The sequence below is a fragment of the Rhodococcus sp. SMB37 genome, from assembly GCF_004345605.1.
GTDB lineage: Bacteria > Actinomycetota > Actinomycetes > Mycobacteriales > Mycobacteriaceae > Rhodococcus.
Map to the genome: position 1 here is coordinate 155,990 of NZ_SLVY01000009.1, position 20,050 is coordinate 176,039.

Here is a 20,050-nt window from a genome sequence, read left to right on the forward strand (position 1 = left end):
GCGTTAAACCCCTTGCTTACTGCGCACACCGTACGCTACCGTGCTGCGTGCATCGCATGGCGTACGTCGTACGCAACAATGAGGGGAGATGCGGAGATGAATTCAGGACCGGCCGTCCAGGCCACCGGCCTGATCAAACGGTACAAAGACAAGATCGCGCTCGATGGAGTCGACCTCCTCGTACCCCGTGGAACAGTCCACGGTCTACTCGGCCCCAATGGCGCGGGCAAGACCACGACGGTGCGAATCCTGGCCACCCTCACCGACGCCGACGGCGGTACCGCCACCGTGGCGGGATTCGACGTGGCGAACCAGCCCCGCGAAGTCCGCCGCAGAATTGGGTTGACAGGCCAGCAGACCGCCGTGGACGACCTGATGACGGCGCGCCAGAACCTCACCATGTTCGGCAGACTCTTCCGGCTCGACAAGACGGACGCTCAGCGCCGCGCCGACGAGCTACTGGATATCTTCGGACTCACCGACGCCGCCGGCCGATCACCCAAGAAATTCTCCGGTGGCATGCGCCGCCGACTCGACCTCGCAGCCTCGATGATCCTGGCCCCCCAGGTCCTGTTCCTCGACGAGCCGACCACCGGTCTGGACCCCGCCGGGCGCCGGGAGGTGTGGGAGGCAGTGCGGAACCTGGCGGACGCGGGCACAACCGTGCTGCTGACAACCCACTATCTGGATGAAGCCGACAAGCTGTGCGACCGGATCAGTGTGATCGACCAGGGCCGGAACTTCATCGAGGACACCCCTGCTGCGCTGAAACGGCGGATCGGGGACGAGCGACTGGAGCTGGTTGCCCACGATCCGACCGAACTGGCCAGGGCCGCCGAAGTCATCGTCCGCGTCCTGGACGCCGCCGCGGACGTGGAGGAGGCCGAGGGGCGCCTGAGCATCCCGGTGCCCGACGGCGTCGCCGCGCTGACATCAGTGGCTGCCGCCATCCGGGCCGAAGACATCGACATCGCCGACATCGGACTGCGCCGTCCGACTCTCGACGAGGCATTCCTGTACCTGACTTCCGCCGCAAGAGGCACTCTCGAGGAGACGCGATGACCACCACGACACCCGCGCTCGCCGAGACCACAGCTCCGGAGACCACCGGTTCACGTCTGATCTGGGCCGCACGCGACTGCTGGACCATTGTGCTCCAAGAGTTCACCCACCTGATCCGCCAGCCCAGCACGTTCGCCTGGCAAATCGGCTTCCCGGTGGTGATGGTGCTGATGTTCGTCTACGTTTTCGGGTCGGCGATGGACGTCACCGGCCAGGGCGCCGGTGAAGGCTATGTGGATTTCGCCATGCCCGGAATGTTTGCCATGACAATGGCGCTGGGGTTCATGGACACTGCCTATGCGGTGACCCACAACAAGGAGAAGGGCTTCATGGATCGATTCCGGTCGATGCCGATGTCTCCTTCCGCGCCTGTGACCGGGCGCGCACTGTCCGATGTCATCCGAGCGGCGCTGGACCTGGTGATCATCGCCGGGGTGGCTTTGCTGATCGGCTGGCGATCGGGCGGCAGTCTCGGAGCAACGTTGCTGGCCTTCGCGCTGCTGCTCTGGTTGAGGCTGGCTTTGATACTCGTGGGCATCTACCTGGGGCTGTGCATCACCAATACCGAAACCGCTGGAATGCTCTTCGCAGTGGCATTTCCCTTGGGATTCATCTCGTCGGTCTTCACCCCGCCGGAGATGATGCCCGGCTGGCTGGGCGCGATCGCGGCGTGGAATCCGGTTTCGTCGACGGCGACAGCGATCCGCGAACTGTTCCAGACCCCTGGCATCGACTATCTGGAGCCGGCCTACTGGATCGACGGCCACGCTCTGCCGGCAGCCATCATCTGGCCTGTGGTGATCATGTTGATCTTCGGGCCGTTGGCGGTCCGCCAGTTCAAGTCGCTGAGCCGGTAGGTCACCGACGAGCGGGGCCATCCCCGAGGAGCGTGTCCGAAGTGTGTCCACGAATGCAGTGTGTCCACGAATGCTGGAAGGGCACCTCCCGGTTTCCCGGAAGGTGCCCTTCCCCTGCACTGACACTGGTGGGCGCGGAGGGTTTCGAAACCACTCGCTACCTGGGACTATGCGCTGATCGGAGCGTTGCACCCCGGCTGGCCTGATGGATCGATCCACCCTCATATGACGGCAACTATCCGGTTCTGTCGTCATCGCCCGCCCCCACTGTCCGGAAACTGTCCGAACAAATGGAGGGACCACTCTCGTGAAGACACTTCGTGTATCGCCCAGTGACACTGTCTTGATCTACGGGCTCGGTATCGCCGCACTCGCCTTGTCCTATACCGCGCTCGCCGACCTCGCAGCCCGGGCCGGACTCGGCGACTGGCAGTCGGCGGTGTGGCCGCTCGTCGTCGACGGACTCATCATTGCCGCGACCAGAGTGGTCGTGACGCTCGTCGACGGGGACGCACGCCGGTACGGATGGGTGTTGCTGTGGTCCGCGGTCGTGGTCTCGATCGCAGGGAACGCCGCGCACCTACTCCTGCCGCCGGGGCCGGTGCATCCGGCGGTCGCGACGGCGGTGGCGGTGGTGCCGCCGGTGGCTGCACTCGCGGTGACGCACCTGGCGATCGTGCGGGCGAGGGCGCGCGCACACGTCGAAACCGGGGGTGAAAGTATGCCAGAAAATATGCCAGCGACGGTGGATGACGCACTCATGACGCATGCGTCAGCGCAGCTCAGCGTCGTATCCGAGGAACCCGCTCCCCCGCCGGCCGACGAGGCTGACGCACCGACCGACGCGGGTGACGCACTGCGTCATCGCGCGCGCCAGCTCCGCACCGAAGGGTGGAGCAACTACGCGATCGGCGAAGAGATCGGGAAGTCAGAGGCAACAGTTCGGCGGTGGCTGGCGACAGCTGCGTCGTAGCCGTCGTCCGCCCCACTGCTTGCCGAATCCACTGCGGCTTCTCCACCACTAGGTGACAACCTGAGCCGAATAGACGTAACAGAAGACGTTACAGAAGGGATTATCCGGGCATGGCACAGTTCAGGAAGTCGAAGAAGTTGGGACCCATCCGGATTACAGCATCCAAGCGCGGCCTGAGCACCTCCGTGGGCGCCGGCCCGCTACGTGTCAGCCGCGGCGCAGACGGAAAGACCCGCCGCACCGTGCGAGTCCCCGGCACCGGCGTGTACGACACAAAGGTCGTCGGCGGGAAGAAGTCGGCACCTCAACGGTCGAACTCGGGAAGTGCAGCACCCACTCCGCAGCGGACCATCGACCCCAACTCGGGGGTGGAGAAACTCCTCGCCGTCATCGGTTGGGTTGTCGTGGCCGTCGCAGTGATCATGCTGATCGCCGGTATTGCAGATGGGGCGTTCGGGGTGATTGTCGTCGGGTTGATTCTCGGCGGCCTGGGTCGGTTGGTCGTTGCGAGGCGGCGGAAGTCGAAGATTGAGCATTCTGACTGAGCTGGTTTGCCGTTCCCGGTAGCCTGGCTTCTCGCGTGGGCGGTGGGGCTTCGGCCCGGGAAGCACCGCCCACGTCCAACGCTATGATCATGACGCCCCGGCGGGTGGAGTCTCTCTGACAAGTGCTCCCTGGTTCCCGCCGGGGCTCTCCTACTTCCTGCGTCCGTCGCGGATCTGATACATGCGCGGTGCAGAGAGGCCTGCGGCCGCGGCCATCTTCGATGCCGTAAGGCCGGCGTCGAATCCGTCCCTGACGAGATGTCTGATCTCGGTGTCGATCTCGGCGAGTTCGGCTTCCAGTCGGGCCTTCTTATCTCGCTGCTCGGCGAGCTTCGCAATGATGTCCACCTGGTGAATATAGCGCACTTACATTACTTGCCCTGCTGGGTTGCACTTCAAACTATAGCGCGCTATAGTTTGAAGTGTCAGAGAGACCAGCACCAAGGAGCCCAACATGATCGCCAGCATCCGCACCGACATCCGCAACGCCTACGACGCCATCGCCACCGGCGACGAGCACCGCGTCACCCAGTACGCACGGGCCGCACACTCCGCCATCACCGAAGCCGCCCTCATGGGCGACACCGAAGCTGCCAGCCTCGCCTGGATGGTCGAAGACCTGATCTGACCGGGACCGGCCCCCGCTCCGGCGGGGGCCACCCAGCCCCACCCCACCACCTCAGACAGGACGAACACCATGACCGCACCGCAGATCAGCACCGAGACCCTCATCGCCAGCCTCGACCACATCATCGACCAGGCCCGCGACGACATGCGCACCCTCGCCCGGACAGCCACCCTCCGACCCCTCACCGAGGACGAGCTCGACGACTACGAACTCTTCGGCCGGACGATCAACCACCAGACGCTGCAGCGGGAGAAGTTCCTCCCCTAGTAGCTCAGAGACAACGATGCGCCCCACCTCGACCGAGGTGGGGCGCTTGGTTGCGCAGACTGCCAACCCCTCCGGTGTTGCACTATGATTCTTTAAAGTGTATAGTCATAGGTACAACAGCAGAGAGGAGGTGAGCGGATGACCGAAAGCCGATTGGCTCTCATCCTGACGGGCCTGACCCTGATCGTGAACTCGATCATGGCCTGGCAGAACCGGAAGGCGAGACCGAAAGGCAAACATCGGAAGCGGAAGCCTCGTAAGAGGTAGCCCCTGAGAAGGGACCGGGGTGAAGGAGTCACCCCGGTCCCACTCAGAGGATAAGCCCCCAACCTGAACAGAAAGGACAGTCAATGCTCCGACGCAACTACGACATCGTCGCGACCATCGGCAGCGGCGCAATCCTCACCGCACTGGGAGCACCGTGGCCCATGTGGATCGTCTGGGGCGGGATCGTCGTATTCATCACCCAAGATCGAATCCGGGCAGCTCGCAATGCCTGATGTGTACCTGTCCCGACAGCAGGTCGCCGACCGCATCGGTGTCGCGGCCGGCGCCCTGTCCCGGTACAAGCTGCCACCGCCGGATGTAATTGTAGGGCCAGTGGATGAGGACGGAACCGTGCCTCGCGGGAGCGTTCGAGGGTGGTTGCCCGAGACGATCGACACGTGGAACGCAAATCGCCCCGGCCGGGGCGCTAGAACCGACCTCCACTAGCCCGCTCCAGGAACGACGAAATGCGCCCCACCTCGCATCGCATGAGGTGGGGCGCATTCCTATCGGATCGAGCGTTCGGGGGTCGCTCGAGCCGAACCGACCGTATCAACGACAGCCGAGCAGACTGGCTACGGGGTGAACGCGCCCCCATCGACACGACAGAACGGAACCGACATGACTACCTACCGCGTGAACGTCACCCGCGAAGGCAAGTGGTGGATGGTCGCAATCCCCGAGCTCGACGAACTCACACAAGCACGCCGAATCGGCGAAGCCGAAGCGATGGCCCGCGACCTCATCGCACTCCGAACGATCACCGCACCCGCCTCCTTCAACATCGACATGCACTACATTCCCGAGGCCAATGCCCGCGCCGAGAAGGGTTGAACGGCAGGAACTCGCCGAATCGAAGGTCCTCGCATGTGAAATCGCCGACCACCATGCGCCTGCGCTCACACACTGCGCCCCACCTCGAAACGAGATGGGGCGCAGGGCGCTGTGACCTAGCAGGCGGGGACCAGTCAGGCCACGGCACTCAGCCTAACCACGCAGAGATCACCGCCCGACCGGGGGCAGCCCACCTGACCGCTCAGCCTTCGGCGGACTGACCAGACGTTGAATGTAGGCGGCGACAGCCATCACCGCAGCGGTACCTCCTGCAGTGGCTGCTGCCTTCCAGGAATCCCAGGTGAGCAGATCGAAATCCGGAGCGGCGACCGCAGTTACGAAGGCAGTGATCACCGCGAGGACCACAGTCACAACGAAACCCTGCACGAGGGTTCGCCACGCCCGATCCCTCGCGTCCGACTTCGCGTCAGGTTGTTCGTCGAGCACCAGCTCCCCCGTCACCGGGACAGGAACGGCCTGCTGTGCCGCTCGGATCGCGATCGTCGGGATGTCGGCGACCGCGGCGTCGATGCGTCTCTGTGCCTCGATCTGTACCCGCTCGCTGACTGCCTGGACGGCCGCCTGGGTACGTGCTTCGATCTCGTCGCCGACCTTCTCGATGACGTTCCTGGCGATGATGTCCACGACGTTGTCCGACATGGTCAGATCTCCTCGGTGGTGATGGCGTCGAAGCCCGGACGCTCGTGAGTACCGACCGTGCCGTCGGCGGACCACGTGATTCGACCGCCCTCGAAGTTCTGGTATCGGACGGTGCCTGTGCCATCGGCCCAGATCTCGTCTGAGATGGGCCATCCGAACCGACCGTTCTCGTAGCCGGATCGATCCCAGAATGCGCGGATCATCCCCGTGACGACGTGCCCGCCGTAGCCGTTCTTCCGGTAGATCGCTCCACCCTGGAAGCCCTGCACCACACCGTCCGGCAGCTCCGTGTGGCGTCCTACCGGGAAGCCGACGTAGGACTGTTCCCACCGCAGCGCTTCGTACGGCTCCATGATCGCCGCGGGAATGGCCCAGGCCCCGGTGGACGGATGCCAGTAGACCGAGCCGTGCTCGAAGTGGGCGTACTTCCCGCCGTCGACCGCTTCACCTTCCCCTGCGGTGATCCGCTCGCCCAGCCACGGGTTCGCATCCGCCTCGACGTCGACGGCGTTGACCAACGGCTCCGGGACCGCGGGCATCTCTCCGCTCGCCCAGTGGTGGACGCGCTCCTCGAAGACGTCCCACGGGAAGTTCGGGCCGACGTCGGTGTGGTTGCCGATCTTGAGCCCGTACGTGATCCCGGAGTGATCGCACACGCCCTGGACCTTCCGCGCGATCTTGTCGTAATCCTGCCCCAGGACCCGGATCTCGATGCCGTACTGGATGCTGTCCCGGACCGCTACCTGCGCAGCGAGATCGATGGCATTGCCGAACCGGTCGAGCCACTCCTGCCGGGACTGCCCCGCGCGGGACCCGGCAAAGCACAGGTTGAGGGTGTACGGGTTCGCATCGAGCACCGACCAGGCCGCTCGGTCGGTGTTGACCGATCCGATCAGGGTCTTGTTGTCGACGGTGTAGTGGTAGGAGACCTGCGCGACCTTGAAGTAGTTGTGCAATGACTCCGCGGTGCCGTTGCCCTCCTGGGTGTGCAGCACGAACAGCCACGGGCGAGCCCCGTTGCGGGAGCTGTGCGAGCTGTGCGACCCGGTGAGGTCGATTTCGTTCATCGTGTACGCGGGCACCATGGCCCCTTCCGTCTCGGTGGAGGTGATGTGTTCGTAGAGTGCGGTCGCCTCGCCGATGCGGGTGTCGTACCGATCCGGGAACGAGGAGCGTTGGACCGCCTGCGCGTACCAGCCAGGCGACCGTGCACCGGTGTCGTACGGGAGTTTCCTCAGCTCGGTGAAGAACAGCACCGCAGATTGGTACGGGTCCATCCGCTGCGCGACCGTGCCCCACCACGGCGGCTGCTGCTGAAAGAGGCCGGACGATTTCGAGTCCTTCCCGATCCGCTCGTGCGGGTACTCGAGCGATTCGGGGTCCGCGCGGTTGGCGTGCATGATCCAGTCGCATTCGACCGAGACCGTGGCGAATCCGATGATGATTCCCTGCCGGGTGATGCCGAGGTCGCGGCCAGCGCGGAGCACCTCGCGTGCATAGAAGTCCCGTTTACCAGCCATGACGCATACGGTAGGGACGCACCGTGCAGACTATTTCAGCCCGCCGGCCACTGCCTCGAACGCAGCGAACGCGTCGAGTTGCTCATCCTCCTCGAACCCGACCGGCTTCTCCGACGGATCCGGCCGGTACATCTGGAAGTTGAACTTGTCCCGATCCTCCGTCGACATCTGCTCAGTCGCCGACGCCTCCACCACATCCAACAGAGCGTGTAGATCCGGCAGCTCCCGCAGCGGATCCGTAATCCCCGCCAGGATCAGCTTCGCCCGGATCGTCCGCCAGTAATGCCCCGTCGCCTGCGCCAGCGAGACGACCGCACGGTAGGGCGGGCGGTGCCCAGCGTTGCTATCCGCCGCATCACCTCTCCCAGCGAGGCCGCGGAGAACGACTGCTCCGGATCCACCATCCAGACAAGGATCATTTCCCAGTCGGCCGGGTGCAGGTGATGCTGCACGAACAGGGTCATCGAGTCCTTCCGGAGCTCCGCTGACGACCCTTTCCCGGTTGCGGCGTTGAGCGCTTTGATCGCGGTCGGCTGCGGTTTGCGGACCCGCAGTGTCGCGCCTTCGACGGTGATGGTGTGCCACCGATCGCCGCCCTCGAGGATGTCCTCGACCTGGGAGATCAGATCGTCGAACCCCGTCGGTGCCTCGAAGGCAGGAGACGCAGCGGGAGGTGTATGTGAGGCCACGGCCGGCACCCTAGCTAATGGCCGGGTACGTGAAGATGTCGAACTGGGTCGCTCCCGAGTTGAACTCGGATTCCGTCTCCGTATCCCCGTTGTGGATTGGCAGCGACTCCCAGTGCTCGGAGATGAATCGGAGCGCGGCGGACACCTTGAACGTCTCCCCGGGCTGCACCAGCAGCGTGTCCCCGACCAGCAATGTGCGCTCACCCATCCGCACCTCGAGGATGCCGTAGTACGCCTCGTTCGCGGCGGTGACACCGCGCGAGTAGCCGACCCCGAACCTCGATATCGTCGTCGACGCTGTCGGGTCCGCTGGAGCCACGCCGACGACCTGTCCGATGTTGGTCCGAATGTAGGCCCGGGACTGCGCCTGCATGATCATCTTCGTCCCGCCCCGGGTCATCAGGGCGTACACGTTCTGGGCCAGCGGGGTGTCGTTGGTCCACTGCGCGTTGAGCGAGTGCACCGCCACATCCTTCGCGGTGCCGTCGTTCGGGTCGAACGCCCTCGTGACCGCGTTGGCGTAGTTGGTGGCGACGTGCCGCCACTGGAGATGATCCCTCGGCCGGATGTGGGTGCCGTCGACCATCGTGAAGTCGTCCGGATCCACGCACGGGACCACGATCGGTTCGGTCATCAGATACTCCCCTCCACCCACGGCGCGCCCCACAGGCGCAGCCTGCACCAGCGCGCATACATTTCGTGCCGGGCTGAGGACCCGGTCCGCCACTGCCCCGGCGTGGAGAACAACGCCCGGTACCGGAAGTGCACCGTCTCCCCCGGTTCGATCAGCCCGATGTCCACGTTGGTCACCCAGTCCGGGATGTCCCGGAAGAACCGGCCGAACAAGACCGACGTCGACGTCGAGCGGTTCGCCTTGAGCCGCGCACCGAACCCGTTGTCCGTGACCGCGGCCAGCGGAGCCGACGGGGACACTGCCACGTCGAAGCTGTACGCGTCGTCGATCGTGACCGTGTTCGGGTTGGACGTGACCAAGGATCGGGACGCCCGATGGACGCTCATGTGCAGGTGCATCGGGTCGTCGGACGTGTTGGTCCACAGGATGTCCGTGTCGATGAACGGGACACCGTCGGGCGCCCGGTCGACTTGGCCGTCGCGTCCGGACGTGGCCATGCGTTCCGCGAGGAGACTCGGCAGCCAAGACGGCGCGAACCCGGTGCCTTTCGACGTCGAGAGCATGAACTCTGCTGTGCAGACGCGTAGGGACATCAGCCCATCACCTCCTCATCCTGGACCGGGAACACCATCAACTGGATACGCACCGGGTCGAGCGTGCACTCATGCAAGGGGACACCACCGTTGGCGTTGTTCGACCACGGCGGTGGTGTCCACAGGGTGCAGCGGTACCAGAATTTGAAGTCCTCCCCCGGCGGGATCGGACCGAACCAGTCCTCGGTGATCATGGCGTCGTCCCAGATCCACGCGAGACCGGCCCACGGCAGCGTGGTGGTTCGGGTGGACATGTCCACACCGCCGCCGGACGCGCCCTGGTACTGGTTCGACACGTCCGGGGTGCGGGGATCGCTGCTGCCGATGGAGGTGGTCCACCGGTCCCGGATCTGCACCAGGTTGGGAGCGGACACTGTGAAGTACCGGCTGCCGCGCTGCACCCGCAGGAGGATCTGCGCGGGCAGCGGCGACGTGTTCGTCCACGATTGCACCCCGGAGTCGATCATCAACTTGCCCGGCAGGTTGGTTTGCGCGGTGAAAGGCCCGTTGCCGACGGAGGCGAACGACTGGTCGTACACATGCCGGGGCACCGACCACGGTTGGATGGCCAGCTCGCCGGTAGAGATGTCCAGATTTCGAGAAACACAGACTTGCGCCATGGTCACGTTCCGATCGGTAGACGGAGCAGGGACAGGGAAGTGACATCGGACGGAACAGTGTTCGACGGACCCACCGTGTAGTTGCCACCACCGGACAACCACGCCGTGCAGTACAACTCCGACCCGGCAGAGACCGAGAACGTCGAAGAACACAGGATCGTCGGCTCAGACGCCGTCCCGGACGGTTGATGCCGGCCCGACACCACAGGGGAACCGTCGAGATAGATGCGCCCCGTAGCGGCCACGGCGGAGTTCAGCCCATACCGGACGTTGTAGGTCATCAACCAGATACCGGAATCCGGGAACACCAGCGTCGACGAACCAGTCGCCACGTTCCAGTCGTCGGTCGAGGTGTCCACCGTGTCCCACTCGATGGGGATGTGGTTGCCCGCGGACAGGGTCTGCGGGTTCTGCCGGGACACCTTCAGATGCGACCACCCCGACGCCACGACATCCGCATCCCCGCCGTCCTCCGGTTCGTTGGCGATCACCACCGACCCGCCGTTGACGTTGGAGGCGATCAGATCACCGGTGTCCGAGTCTGTGGACAGCACCCAGTTCCCGATCCGCGACGATGCCGGATGCTCCACCTGCTCGAGCCGACGCTGCGTGTTCCGAGCCCACTCCGCGTCGTCCTTCGCCGGTTTGACCTTCGCTGTACCTGTCATGCCAACTCCGCCAATTCTGTCTTGTTCTCCATCGAGATCAGGGTGAGGGTGACATCGAACGACGCCGGGGTCGCGGACACCTGCATCTGGTCGATCATCATCAAATTCGAGACCCCAGCTGCATTGACCCGCACCACCCGGCCCGGGATCAGATCGTCGAGGTCGATGTCCGCCTCCGGATGCAGCGACGCACCGGACGGGATGACCAGCACATCGCGGATGGACGCGACGTCCTCCGCGTACAACTGCGCAGCCCGCTGAATGTTGGACACGCCGAACACGTCATCGAGCGACACCAGAGTTTGCAGCCGCAATCCGGCCAAAGGTGCCGTCGCCGTCTGCGCCCAGTTCTGCCCCTGCACCCGCACGTCGTTGAACGTCGCCGTGCCATCCCGCAACCGCTGGATCTCCACCAGGAAATCGCATTCGTACAGCTCCGCGATCGGCTCCCGCGTGAACGGCCCGAGGATGAACCGGCCTGCGTGCACAGTCCACTCCAAACCCAGCTTCACCAGGTCGTCGAACATCTGGTGCATCATCCGCGAGTCCGCAGTCGCCGAATAGGTGAACGCCTGCGACACCGCCGGAATGACCACCGGCGCCGCTGTCAGCTGATGCAACTCGTTCATCGATCGCACCGCCGAGTCCGCGATGGACGTCGGGTCTGTGTCCGCCCACGTCCGGGTGACCGGCACCCGGGTCCGCCACATGAACGTCGACGGGTCTTTCGCTGTGATCGTGGTGAGTGTCCGGCCGAGCGTGGCCTTCTGGATGGGCCCTGACCACACGGGCCGGTCTGAGTACCAGACCGTCACCCAGTGCACCCACGGCCGGATGTCCTCCATCAACTCCGGGTCCGCCTGGGTCAGCGCGGTGATATCGCAGGTGGACACCTCCAGCCGCTCCCGACCCCAGATGATGCCTTCGAGTCCGTTGCACAGCAGCGCTCCGAGGACTCGCCCGTCGCGGGTGTGAATAGAGACGGTGGTGGTCTCCCACAGGACACCGGGAGGCTCCACCTTCCGGATGTGCTCGAGCTCCGCCTCGACGGCCCAGCCGATGTCGGTCTCGACGTCGAAGTAGCGCGCCACACCGTGCGCCGTCTCCGCTTCTGCGGACCAGCCGATGACCGGCGCGGCGCCGAGGAACTTCTCCCCTCCGTGGTAGAAGTCCGCGTCTACGGACCAGCCGATGTCGGCGGGCGCGTCGATTGTGTTGTCCAGGCCCAGCCCGGCGGTGGCCGACCAGCCGATGTCTGCCTCGGCACCGACGTGCCGCTCCACCTCGGCGGCGGTCTGCGTGAACCAGCCGATCTCCGGGGAGCCCGACGCCGGATGATCCTGCGTCGTTTGGTCGAACGTGAGGTACCCGCCCGTGACGTTGCGCCGCTGCGTGAACAGCGAGTTCGTTTGGTACTGGAGTTCGAGGGTGTCCCCGGCGGACACGGACACCCCGGGCACGGTGCCGATAGCGTCCTGGTTGGCCGGAGAGCCGAGGACTTCCGATCCGTTGCGGACGACCCGGAACTGCTGGACGTCGCCCGTGAGCTGCACGGTGCCGGAGAACGCGATGTCCCCGACACCGGGCGCGTTCATCACCAACGTGCTGTCGGAGATGACCGTATCCGGGTACCCGGGTCGAACAACGAAGCCGGTGAGCTTGTTCCACGTGTTCTGGGTGGTCGCCTGGGACCCGGACTTGTCCATGCCCATTGACGACACAGCTCACCGCCTCCCTTCTGTGCTGGTCGTGGGTCAGGCGGCGATCGGAGTGTTGCCGATAACGAGGGAAGTCATGGTCAACGTGTCACCGTTAGCCACGGAGCGCGGGGTGGTGAGCTGCGCGGAGATCAGGAAGTTCCCGGCGGTCGTGGCATCCCACACCGAGATGTGTGTGATGGTCTCCGCCGTCGTCATCGCCCAAGACCCCGACATCGCATTGAGCGTGATCGACCCGCCGGCTGCGGCGTTCATCGTTGCCTGCCGACGCGTGGTTACCGCCGACGGGAACGTCGTCCCATTCGCTCCGGGGTTGTCGGTATGCAACTTCACGTACAGGCCGGGGACCGGTGCGGGAGCCTCGCCGCGTAGCCAGTCCAACACTTCATTCGCCGTATATACGGCCACACCGGCAGGCATCAGTTACCACCCTCGTCGTCGTCTTGCGTCGCCATCGCTTCGGCCCACAGATCAGGATCGGAGGACTTCTCGACCTCAGCCGTCGCCTCCATCCCCATCGGAATGTTCACGAGTCCCTGCCCCTCATCTCGACAATCACCGTGTACTCCGCACCCGGAGCGGACTCGGCGACCAGCTCCCAGCACAACATCGTGTCCAGCATTGTTGCCTGCCACGGTGCACCCGTCGGCGTGGTGATAATCCCGACCTGACGCTGCCTCTGACCGTTGTTGTCGATGTACGGACGACCCGTGATCGAGTCCGCCACCACCGTCATCCCCGCCGGCAACCCGGACACCGTCAGCGGATACACCCGATCGCACGCCTCATCCGACCCGCACGGACGCCAGAAGAAGTTCACCGTCAACGGTTCGGTCTCCGAGGTGTTGTTCACCCGGATGGACACCGTCGTCTCATCGCATGCCGTCGCCACATCCCCGGTCAGCTGCCACGTCCGCCGTTCGATCGAGCACAACGGCAAACAGCCACCGCACACAGGGATCTGCGCAGGCTCCAGATTGATGACCGGCGGCGCACACTCCGCGTTGTAGATCGTCGGCAGATCGCAACTGCCCATGTCGTCACAGTCCGGGGCGTGCGCCCACGTGATCGACTCCTCCACCGTCGTGTCCCACCCGACCACCGACGTCGTCGTGGCCCCGTACAGGTACGGGTTGGTGCACGCCATCTCCCAGTCCACCCGGAAGATCGAGGCCTGCCGGTGCCGATTGGAGCCGCCCTTACCCGCGTAGTCCGACACCGTCGGGGCGGAGGTGAGCACCGTCCCGAACGAGGTCCGATACAACGACGCCGGGGACGCGGACGTGTCATCCGGATGCGCCCGGTAAAACGCCAGATCCACACCACCCCGGATGTTGCCCTGCCTCAGAACACAGGACAGCCAGTTCAGCCCGTACCGGGCGCCGGCGTTGGTGCACGACACGATCAACGCCGAGAAGGACAGGTTCCGGGAGGTGTCCCGCGCCCACGATGCGACACCACCCGCGCAGATGGCCTGCGAGATGTCCCGCTGCACCGGCACCGTGTCCATCCCCTGCACATCCAGCAGCCACACCCCAGCGAACTCGAGTGACTCCGGGCGGGATGCGTCGTACCACGGGGCATTGTCCAGCGTGTACGGGCCGTTGTTGAGGACGTCGATCAGGCCGGGCCACGTGTCGTCGTACGGCACCGTGATGTCGCACGCGCACGGCATCTGCATCCCGATCTGGTCATCACTCACCGGGGCGCTGCGCTGCAGGTGCGACACCAGGCGCGACGAGTTGGACAGCTCCTGCCCGTTCAGCTCTAGCCATCCGCGGAACATCGGACTCCTAACTGTTCAGCAGGGACAGGAGGTGATCGGCGGACTTTTCCGCCGCCTGAGTACCGTGGACATTTACCGACCCGACGTGCACCGACTTGTTGCCGCCACCGCCGATACCGCGGGCGTCGAGCAAATCCACCAACCGATCGAACGACGCGGTCTGACGCGGGGAGAGCACACGCTCCGGGGCGATCGTGTTCTTCGGCATGATGCCGATCCCGTTCGCGACACCACCCTCATCGAACGAGTCGATAGCGGCAGCTGCGCCGAGACCCACCGACCCGATGACCCCGGCCGCCACCGCCGACAACGCCAACCCGACCACGGCACCCAACGCTGCGCCGATCGCCAAACCGATGGGGCCGGCAATCATCGCGCCGATAGCCGCAGCCACCAGAGTGACCGCGATGGTGATCAGCGCCGTCAACAGTGCAGACAGGACCGGCAAGAGGACATTCACCATCAGGTACCGCATCACCGACTTCATCAGTTCACGGTTGATGCGGTTCTGCTCCGCGAGCACCATGTCCGTGCTCGAGGCGGACCGCTCCAGCATCGAGGCGGTGTCCGAGAGCAACTGTCCGGTCTCGTCGAACGTTTGGAACTGGTCACCCCGGAACGCCTTCACATCCTCTGCGACCGCGTAGATGGTGTCCCGGATCTGGATCTCCACACCGGTGAGCCGGACGATGGTGTCGATCAGGGTGCCGCCGGAGTTGTCCTCGTCGCCGAGCACACCGCGAGGATTGTCGACCTCGGACTTCTGCTGCTCCAACGCTGCCTTCGCGATGTCCATGCCGACCTGCATGAGGGCGTCCGAGGCGGTGTTCGCGACCGACACCACCATGTCGGACAACTCCGCTGCCAGATCGAACGCGGAGCCGGGCGCACCGAACGGAGGTTCCGGGTCGTCCCCGGCCGTGTCGATCCCCTTGACCGCCTCGGTGGTCTCACCCTGCGCGGCGGTGACATCCTCGGTCGCCGCCACCAGAGCTTTGTTGACCACCCCGAGGGCGGACTGCATCGCCGTCTGCACCACCGGACCGAGGACCCCGGAGGACAGCCGGTTGGAGACATCCAGCACCTGGTCCTCGAGCTGCCGGTACTGCTCGGCGAGGACCTGCGCATGGGAGGACTGGCTACGGCGGGCCTGCGACTCGGTCGACGAGATCAGCTCACCCTGCTCGTTGAACTCCTCACGCAGGTCATCGAGGAAGTTCATAAGGTCCGGACTGACCTGCTCGATCTTCTCCCGGGGAGAAGGACCGAGAGCCTCGATCAGATCCACCGCGACCTTGGAGGCACTGTTGCCCAACGCTTCGATGGTGTCCGTGGCGACCTTGACCGCGTTCTCGTCCAGCGCCACCACGGCGTCCCTCACGTCCAGCACCGCGTCGATGACCGGGTGATCCTCCTGGATACCGAACCGGGCCATCGTGCCGTCGTAGTCGCCGTCCCGCACCAGGGTGTCAATCGAGGCGGCGACTTCACGCACCGACAGCACCGCGTCGACGATCCCGTGGTCTTCCTCGATACCGAACCGAGCCATCGTCCCGTCGTAGTCGCCCTTGTTCACCAGCGCGTCCACCGAGGTGGCGACCTCCTGCATGGTGAGCGCAGCGTCGACGATCGCCGAGTCCTCTTCGATCCCGACCCTGCTCAGACCGCCGTCATAGTCGCCCTTCGACAGGGCCTGGAGGGACGTCACCAGGATCTCGAACAGCTTGGTCTGCTCCGGCGACAGCACCCGCTCCGGCGCAATGATGTTCTTCGGCATGAAGCCGATACCGCGTGCCATGCCGCCGGAGTCGAACGGGTTGAGTGCGTCAAGGACGTTCCCGCCGATGCTCTTCGCCGACGACCAGGCCGACGAGAGCAGGCCACCGAGACCGTCGATCACGACTGCCGCGCCGTCGGTGATCGCGTCGACCCCGCCGTCGAGGAACTTCGGGGGCACCGCGTACCACTCCGGCGGAGGTGTTCCCACCTTCGAGGCGAACAGTCCTTTGATCGGATCGGTGATCGACGTGAGCACGTCGTGCACCTTGTCCACAAGGAACGAGCGCTGTTCGTCCGGGGACGGGCCGACCGTTCCCCCGATGCCGGGCTGGAAGAATCCGTTGGCTCCGATCGGGAGGTGGTACTGGCCGAGGAACGACATCACGTCCGGGCCGGCGCCGTACTGCACACCGCCACTGCCCGAGGATTCGACACGGGTCACGGGGAACATGCCGGGCACTGCGCCGAGCACACCGGCGGTGTGGCCACCACCCGGTCCGCCCGGGTCGTCGGTGACGCCGATGGAGAATCCCGCATCGACGCCGGGGACGAAGCCCTGCGGACCGCCCGGCCCCTGACCACGTCCGAACGATCCGGTGTACCAGTACCTCTGCCACACGTTGCCACCGAGGATTGCTGCGGCGATGGAGGCCATGTACCCGGAGCAGTCGAACGAGCTTCCGAGGCCGGACGGTCCCGCCCACTGGTAGGGCTTGCCGGATTGGGATTGCGCGAACTTGTGGCCTTCGGCGAGCTGCAGCATCCACGGCTCGAGGACGATCGCACCGCCATCCTTGTAGCCGGGCAGGAGTGCGTCGAACAGTCCTTCGGGGTTCACGTTGCCGAACCCCTGACGTTGCACCGCTGCGCCGTAGCGGGACATGTTGTTCTCGCCGACCTTGGAGACGACCCGACCGCCGTCCCACTCGAAGGGGATACCGCGGGCGATCATGTCGCGGATCGCGTACAGGACGTTGTGGCCGCCGGCGCGCATGACTTCCTTGGCGGTGACCATGTGCTCGCCGTTGGAGCCCCACATCAGCACGTCGTCGGACGTACCGGTGCCGGGACCGCGGATCGGGCCACCGGTCGCGTGCTCTGGGATCGGCGCGATGTCCGGGGCGGGTTCTAGGTTCGGGATGAAACCGGCGATCGCGTTCCATGCCTTCTGGATGCCGTCCCGGTACACGGTGTTGATCATGAAGTTGATCGGCTTCGCGAGGATGCTCCGAAGCCCATCCCAGACTGTCCTGATTCCACCGACTACGGTCCCGAAGAAGTCTCCGACCGACTGCAGCGCAGACTTCATCCCATCCCACGCCGGTTTGATGACGTTGTCGATCACCCACCGGATCGCGTCCCCGATCCCGGTCCAGACCGGGGTGATGACGTTGTGCCACAACCACGTCGCGGCATCACCGATCGCGAACATCCCAGCCTTGATGCCGTCGAACACCGGCATGATCAGGTTGGTCCAGACGAACGAGATCGTGGAGGCGATGCCGTTCCACACCGGCATGATGACGTTGTTCCACAGCCAGTTCGCCGCCACGCCGATGGCGTCCATCCCGGCACGGAACGCCGTGAAGATGACGTTGATGACCGTGTTCCACACGGTGGAGATGATCGACCCGATCCCGTTGAACGCGGGAGCGATCACCGAGTTCCACAGGAACATGATGATCGGGATCAAGACTCCGGTGATCATCGTGTGCCAGAAGTTGAAGATCGGCGATATGACGTTGTTCCACACCGCCGAGATGACCGCGCCGATGGTGTCGAACACCGTGGTCACGACCCCGACAAGCGCGTTGAACGCTCCGACCAGGAACGTGGAGACGAAGTCCCAGATGCTCTGCAGGATCGGGGAGATGAAGTCCCACGCCGCCTGGAACGCGCCCTTGATCGTCTCCCACGAGGAGGACAGGAAGTCGACGAAGCCCTGCCATATCTGCTGGCCCAGCTCCGTCTTGGTGAAGAACAGGACGAGGCCGGCCACCAGCGCGGCGATCGCGATGACGATCAGGGTGATCGGGTTGGCGGAGATCGCGGCATTGAACGCCCACTGCGCGGCTGTGGCGATCCCGGTCGCGGCGGCACCAGCGAGCTGCGCGCCACGCATCACACCGGACGCGATCGCAGCCGCACCCATGGCGAGACGGTTGGCTGCGATAGACGCTGTGCTCGCCCCGGTCGCCGCGGTCTGGATACCGAGGGCGATGGAGTTGAGCGCGGATGCTGTCCGGACGGCAGCGTAGGCACCGACAAGTCCGAGGAGGGCACCGCCGAGAATCTTGGCGACGTCCTGGTTCTCCTGGAAGTACCCGACCACCGCCAACAGGGCGTCCGTCAGTTCCCCCTTGATCTGACGGGTGAGCTTCTCCAGTGCCACACCGGGCCCGGACTGGAGGGTGTCCCCCATCTCCTGCGCACGCCCGGACACATCACCGAGAGCAGAGTCCGCGTTGGACAGGCCCGCGAGGAAGTTGGGAATCTTCGTCTTGTCGAGGTCCTCCAGCGGCGTACCGAACAACGCGGTCGCCGCTGCTGCCTGCGCCGCCGGGTCCTCGATCCCCTGCAGACCACCGACGATCTTCTGGAAGGCTTCCTGCGCGGTGTCTCCACCTGCCAGCAGAGCGTTAGCCATGTCGGAGGCGACGAAGCCCATACCCTCCAGCGCTTCCATGGCCCCGGTGTCCCCGAGGTCGGTAGCGCGGATGCCGAACTCCTTGAGCGCGTCCCCGGCCTTGTCCATGCCGATGGCGCCGTTCTGCGACGCATTGACGATCATGCCCATGGCCTCGGTGCCGTCGAACCCGAGGGACTGGAAGTACGTGGCGTACTCGTCCATGACCGGGAAGATCTCGTCCCGCGCCATCGCCGGAACGCCCTGCATCGCGGCAGTGATCAGATCGAAAGCCTCGGCCCCGTCCTTCGCCAGGCCGTTGCGAATCATCATGTTCGCCGTCTGCGCGGACTGCCCGACGTCGACCTCGAATGCCTTCGACAGACCGAGCGCGGACTCCGTGAGACCAGCGATCTCCTGCTCGGACATGTCCGTCATGTTTCCGAGGGAGGACACGACGCCACCGATGGCGTCGTTGACGCCTTCCATCGACTCGCCGTACCCGTCACGGAACAGACCACCCGCGATCCGGCCGGCCTTCGCGGCCTCCTCCGGGTCCATGTTGAGCTGGGCGGCGAGCTTGTTGTTCATCTCCTTGCCCTCGATGGCGCCCATCGCGATGTCCATCGCGCCACCGATCGCGACGAGCCCGCCCGCCACCCCGGCGAGTTTGCCGACGAGGCCGTCCCCGGCGGCACCGAACCGGTCGAACGCGGAGGCAGCCTGGTCCGTCTCGTCGTCGATCTCACCGACGCCCTGCTCGACGTCCCGGATCTGCCGGAGCAGACGCTCCAGCGAGGCAGCATCGAGCTGCCCCAGGGAGCGTTCTGCCTGGGAGGCGCCGGCGCCGATCTCGTTGCCGATGTTCTGCCCGGCCCGGTTCACTTCCTGGGTCAGGGCCTGGAGCTGCCAACGGTCCAGCTGCTGGAGGTGATCCATCGCGTCATCGGCCCCGGCGGCGATCCGCTGAATGGCGGTGGCGTCGATCCGGGACATCGCCGTGTTCGCCGATCGTGCTGCCCGGGTAGCGGTGTCGCCGACCTGCTGGGTGGCCTGGTTCATCGAGTTCGTCGACTGCTGCGCTGCTTGCTGGGCCTGTTGCGCGGCCTGTTGCGCTGCTTGTGCGACCTGGTTGAAGCCGGATGTGTCGATTCCGCTGATGGCGCCCTCGACCTGCGTCATGCTGGACCGGACGGTGCTGAGGACCCCGGACATGGCGGACTGCACAGCCTGGGTGATCTCGGTGGAGAGATCCCCGGCATCGATGGTGATGCCGATTCCGATGGAGCCGCTGGGTGCCGTCACACGGTCAGGCTAGAGAGCG

At 65.1% G+C, this 20,050-nt stretch carries 21 protein-coding genes; 8 read left to right on the forward strand and 13 right to left on the reverse strand.

The genetic code is table 11. The annotated features are described in order from the left end of the window. The first annotated feature begins 96 nt into the window (after positions 1 to 96). The 4 genes from EV641_RS16155 to EV641_RS16170 all read left to right on the forward strand — a co-directional run bounded on the left by EV641_RS16155 (position 97) and on the right by EV641_RS16170 (position 3,437). Entirely contained in the window at positions 97 to 1,062 is a 966-nt protein-coding gene (locus EV641_RS16155) for an ATP-binding cassette domain-containing protein (protein ID WP_132473006.1), read from the forward strand. Further along, positions 1,059 to 1,919 carry an ABC transporter permease gene (locus tag EV641_RS16160; RefSeq protein ID WP_054715165.1) on the forward strand — a complete coding sequence of 287 codons (861 nt, stop codon included), beginning with the start codon at positions 1,059 to 1,061 and terminating at the stop codon, positions 1,917 to 1,919. Before EV641_RS16155 ends, EV641_RS16160 begins: the two co-directional genes overlap by 4 nt. Positions 1,920 to 2,226: 307 nt before the next feature. After that, entirely contained in the window at positions 2,227 to 2,892 is a 666-nt protein-coding gene (locus EV641_RS16165) for a DUF2637 domain-containing protein (RefSeq protein WP_158289179.1), read from the forward strand. Positions 2,893 to 3,002: 110 nt separating this feature from the next. After that, positions 3,003 to 3,437: a DUF4236 domain-containing protein gene (locus EV641_RS16170; RefSeq protein WP_132473010.1), complete on the forward strand. Its 435-nt coding sequence runs from the start codon at positions 3,003 to 3,005 to the stop codon at positions 3,435 to 3,437. Between the two features lie 150 nt (positions 3,438 to 3,587). On the opposite strand, the gene EV641_RS16175 is transcribed toward EV641_RS16170, so the two are convergent. Continuing rightward, a complete protein-coding gene (locus EV641_RS16175; RefSeq protein WP_132473012.1) occupies positions 3,588 to 3,785 on the reverse strand; it encodes a hypothetical protein in 198 nt (65 codons plus the stop codon). A 106-nt stretch (positions 3,786 to 3,891) separates the two neighbouring features. Between EV641_RS16175 and EV641_RS29250 the strand changes: the two genes are divergently transcribed. From EV641_RS29250 to EV641_RS29500, 4 genes are all read left to right on the forward strand, one after another. After that, a complete protein-coding gene (locus tag EV641_RS29250; RefSeq protein WP_158289180.1) occupies positions 3,892 to 4,065 on the forward strand; it encodes a hypothetical protein in 174 nt (57 codons plus the stop codon). 69 nt (positions 4,066 to 4,134) lie between these two features. Then, a complete protein-coding gene (locus EV641_RS16180; RefSeq protein ID WP_132473014.1) occupies positions 4,135 to 4,332 on the forward strand; it encodes a hypothetical protein in 198 nt (65 codons plus the stop codon). A gap of 350 nt (positions 4,333 to 4,682) precedes the next feature. Then, the gene (locus EV641_RS29495) at positions 4,683 to 4,832 is read left to right on the forward strand and encodes a hypothetical protein (protein WP_199233276.1); all 150 of its coding nucleotides are present in this window, start codon (positions 4,683 to 4,685) and stop codon (positions 4,830 to 4,832) included. Between the two features lie 388 nt (positions 4,833 to 5,220). After that, positions 5,221 to 5,433: a hypothetical protein gene (locus tag EV641_RS29500; RefSeq protein WP_199233277.1), complete on the forward strand. Its 213-nt coding sequence runs from the start codon at positions 5,221 to 5,223 to the stop codon at positions 5,431 to 5,433. 168 nt (positions 5,434 to 5,601) lie between these two features. Here EV641_RS29500 and EV641_RS16195 read toward each other — a convergent pair whose 3' ends face one another. The 12 genes from EV641_RS16195 to EV641_RS16245 form a co-directional block, all read right to left on the reverse strand. Beyond that, positions 5,602 to 6,093 carry a hypothetical protein gene (locus EV641_RS16195; protein ID WP_132473018.1) on the reverse strand — a complete coding sequence of 164 codons (492 nt, stop codon included), beginning with the start codon at positions 6,091 to 6,093 and terminating at the stop codon, positions 5,602 to 5,604. Positions 6,094 to 6,095: 2 nt separating this feature from the next. Continuing rightward, on the reverse strand, positions 6,096 to 7,613 hold the full coding sequence (locus tag EV641_RS16200) for an N-acetylmuramoyl-L-alanine amidase (RefSeq protein ID WP_241997268.1): 1,518 nt from the start codon (positions 7,611 to 7,613) through the stop codon (positions 6,096 to 6,098). Between the two features lie 30 nt (positions 7,614 to 7,643). Further along, positions 7,644 to 7,781 (reverse strand): hypothetical protein, encoded by a 138-nt coding sequence (locus tag EV641_RS29255; protein WP_158289181.1) that lies wholly within the window; start codon positions 7,779 to 7,781, stop codon positions 7,644 to 7,646. Between the two features lie 86 nt (positions 7,782 to 7,867). Beyond that, complete coding sequence (locus tag EV641_RS16205; RefSeq protein ID WP_132473020.1) at positions 7,868 to 8,302, reverse strand: hypothetical protein; 435 nt, start codon at positions 8,300 to 8,302, stop codon at positions 7,868 to 7,870. A 10-nt stretch (positions 8,303 to 8,312) separates the two neighbouring features. Further along, complete coding sequence (locus EV641_RS16210) at positions 8,313 to 8,936, reverse strand: hypothetical protein (protein WP_241997269.1); 624 nt, start codon at positions 8,934 to 8,936, stop codon at positions 8,313 to 8,315. Next, complete coding sequence (locus EV641_RS16215; RefSeq protein ID WP_132473024.1) at positions 8,936 to 9,529, reverse strand: hypothetical protein; 594 nt, start codon at positions 9,527 to 9,529, stop codon at positions 8,936 to 8,938. The genes EV641_RS16210 and EV641_RS16215 overlap by 1 nt, the downstream gene beginning before the upstream one ends. Further along, entirely contained in the window at positions 9,529 to 10,149 is a 621-nt protein-coding gene (locus tag EV641_RS16220; RefSeq protein WP_132473163.1) for a hypothetical protein, read from the reverse strand. Before EV641_RS16220 ends, EV641_RS16215 begins: the two co-directional genes overlap by 1 nt. Before the next feature lie 2 nt (positions 10,150 to 10,151). After that, positions 10,152 to 10,817: a hypothetical protein gene (locus EV641_RS16225; RefSeq protein WP_132473026.1), complete on the reverse strand. Its 666-nt coding sequence runs from the start codon at positions 10,815 to 10,817 to the stop codon at positions 10,152 to 10,154. Further along, positions 10,814 to 12,523, reverse strand: coding sequence for a hypothetical protein (locus EV641_RS16230; RefSeq protein ID WP_241997271.1), 1,710 nt, complete (start codon positions 12,521 to 12,523; stop codon positions 10,814 to 10,816). The genes EV641_RS16225 and EV641_RS16230 overlap by 4 nt, the downstream gene beginning before the upstream one ends. 48 nt (positions 12,524 to 12,571) lie before the next feature. Continuing rightward, complete coding sequence (locus tag EV641_RS16235; protein ID WP_132473030.1) at positions 12,572 to 12,955, reverse strand: hypothetical protein; 384 nt, start codon at positions 12,953 to 12,955, stop codon at positions 12,572 to 12,574. 106 nt (positions 12,956 to 13,061) lie between these two features. Continuing rightward, positions 13,062 to 14,321, reverse strand: coding sequence for a sugar transferase (locus EV641_RS16240; protein ID WP_241997272.1), 1,260 nt, complete (start codon positions 14,319 to 14,321; stop codon positions 13,062 to 13,064). Positions 14,322 to 14,328: 7 nt separating this feature from the next. Next, positions 14,329 to 20,031, reverse strand: a complete 5,703-nt coding sequence (locus EV641_RS16245) for a hypothetical protein (protein ID WP_132473032.1) — start codon at positions 20,029 to 20,031, stop codon at positions 14,329 to 14,331. Positions 20,032 to 20,050: the final 19 nt, after the last annotated feature.

Excerpts from the sequence above, each read along its gene's own strand:
- EV641_RS16210 (WP_241997269.1), bottom strand. The coding sequence starts at position 8,936 with ATGACCGAACCGATCGTGGTCCCGTGCGTGGATCCGGACGACTTCACG.
- EV641_RS16215 (WP_132473024.1), bottom strand. The coding sequence starts at position 9,529 with ATGTCCCTACGCGTCTGCACAGCAGAGTTCATGCTCTCGACGTCGAAA.
- EV641_RS16180 (WP_132473014.1), top strand. The coding sequence starts at position 4,135 with ATGACCGCACCGCAGATCAGCACCGAGACCCTCATCGCCAGCCTCGAC.
- EV641_RS16240 (WP_241997272.1), bottom strand. The coding sequence starts at position 14,321 with ATGTTCCGCGGATGGCTAGAGCTGAACGGGCAGGAGCTGTCCAACTCG.
- EV641_RS29500 (WP_199233277.1), top strand. The coding sequence starts at position 5,221 with ATGACTACCTACCGCGTGAACGTCACCCGCGAAGGCAAGTGGTGGATG.
- EV641_RS16220 (WP_132473163.1), bottom strand. The coding sequence starts at position 10,149 with ATGGCGCAAGTCTGTGTTTCTCGAAATCTGGACATCTCTACCGGCGAG.
- EV641_RS16225 (WP_132473026.1), bottom strand. The coding sequence starts at position 10,817 with ATGACAGGTACAGCGAAGGTCAAACCGGCGAAGGACGACGCGGAGTGG.
- EV641_RS29250 (WP_158289180.1), top strand. The coding sequence starts at position 3,892 with ATGATCGCCAGCATCCGCACCGACATCCGCAACGCCTACGACGCCATC.
- EV641_RS16160 (WP_054715165.1), top strand. The coding sequence starts at position 1,059 with ATGACCACCACGACACCCGCGCTCGCCGAGACCACAGCTCCGGAGACC.
- EV641_RS29495 (WP_199233276.1), top strand. The coding sequence starts at position 4,683 with ATGCTCCGACGCAACTACGACATCGTCGCGACCATCGGCAGCGGCGCA.
- EV641_RS16230 (WP_241997271.1), bottom strand. The coding sequence starts at position 12,523 with ATGGACAAGTCCGGGTCCCAGGCGACCACCCAGAACACGTGGAACAAG.
- EV641_RS29255 (WP_158289181.1), bottom strand. The coding sequence starts at position 7,781 with ATGTCGACGGAGGATCGGGACAAGTTCAACTTCCAGATGTACCGGCCG.
- EV641_RS16235 (WP_132473030.1), bottom strand. The coding sequence starts at position 12,955 with ATGCCTGCCGGTGTGGCCGTATATACGGCGAATGAAGTGTTGGACTGG.
- EV641_RS16195 (WP_132473018.1), bottom strand. The coding sequence starts at position 6,093 with ATGTCGGACAACGTCGTGGACATCATCGCCAGGAACGTCATCGAGAAG.
- EV641_RS16155 (WP_132473006.1), top strand. The coding sequence starts at position 97 with ATGAATTCAGGACCGGCCGTCCAGGCCACCGGCCTGATCAAACGGTAC.
- EV641_RS16170 (WP_132473010.1), top strand. The coding sequence starts at position 3,003 with ATGGCACAGTTCAGGAAGTCGAAGAAGTTGGGACCCATCCGGATTACA.
- EV641_RS16200 (WP_241997268.1), bottom strand. The coding sequence starts at position 7,613 with ATGGCTGGTAAACGGGACTTCTATGCACGCGAGGTGCTCCGCGCTGGC.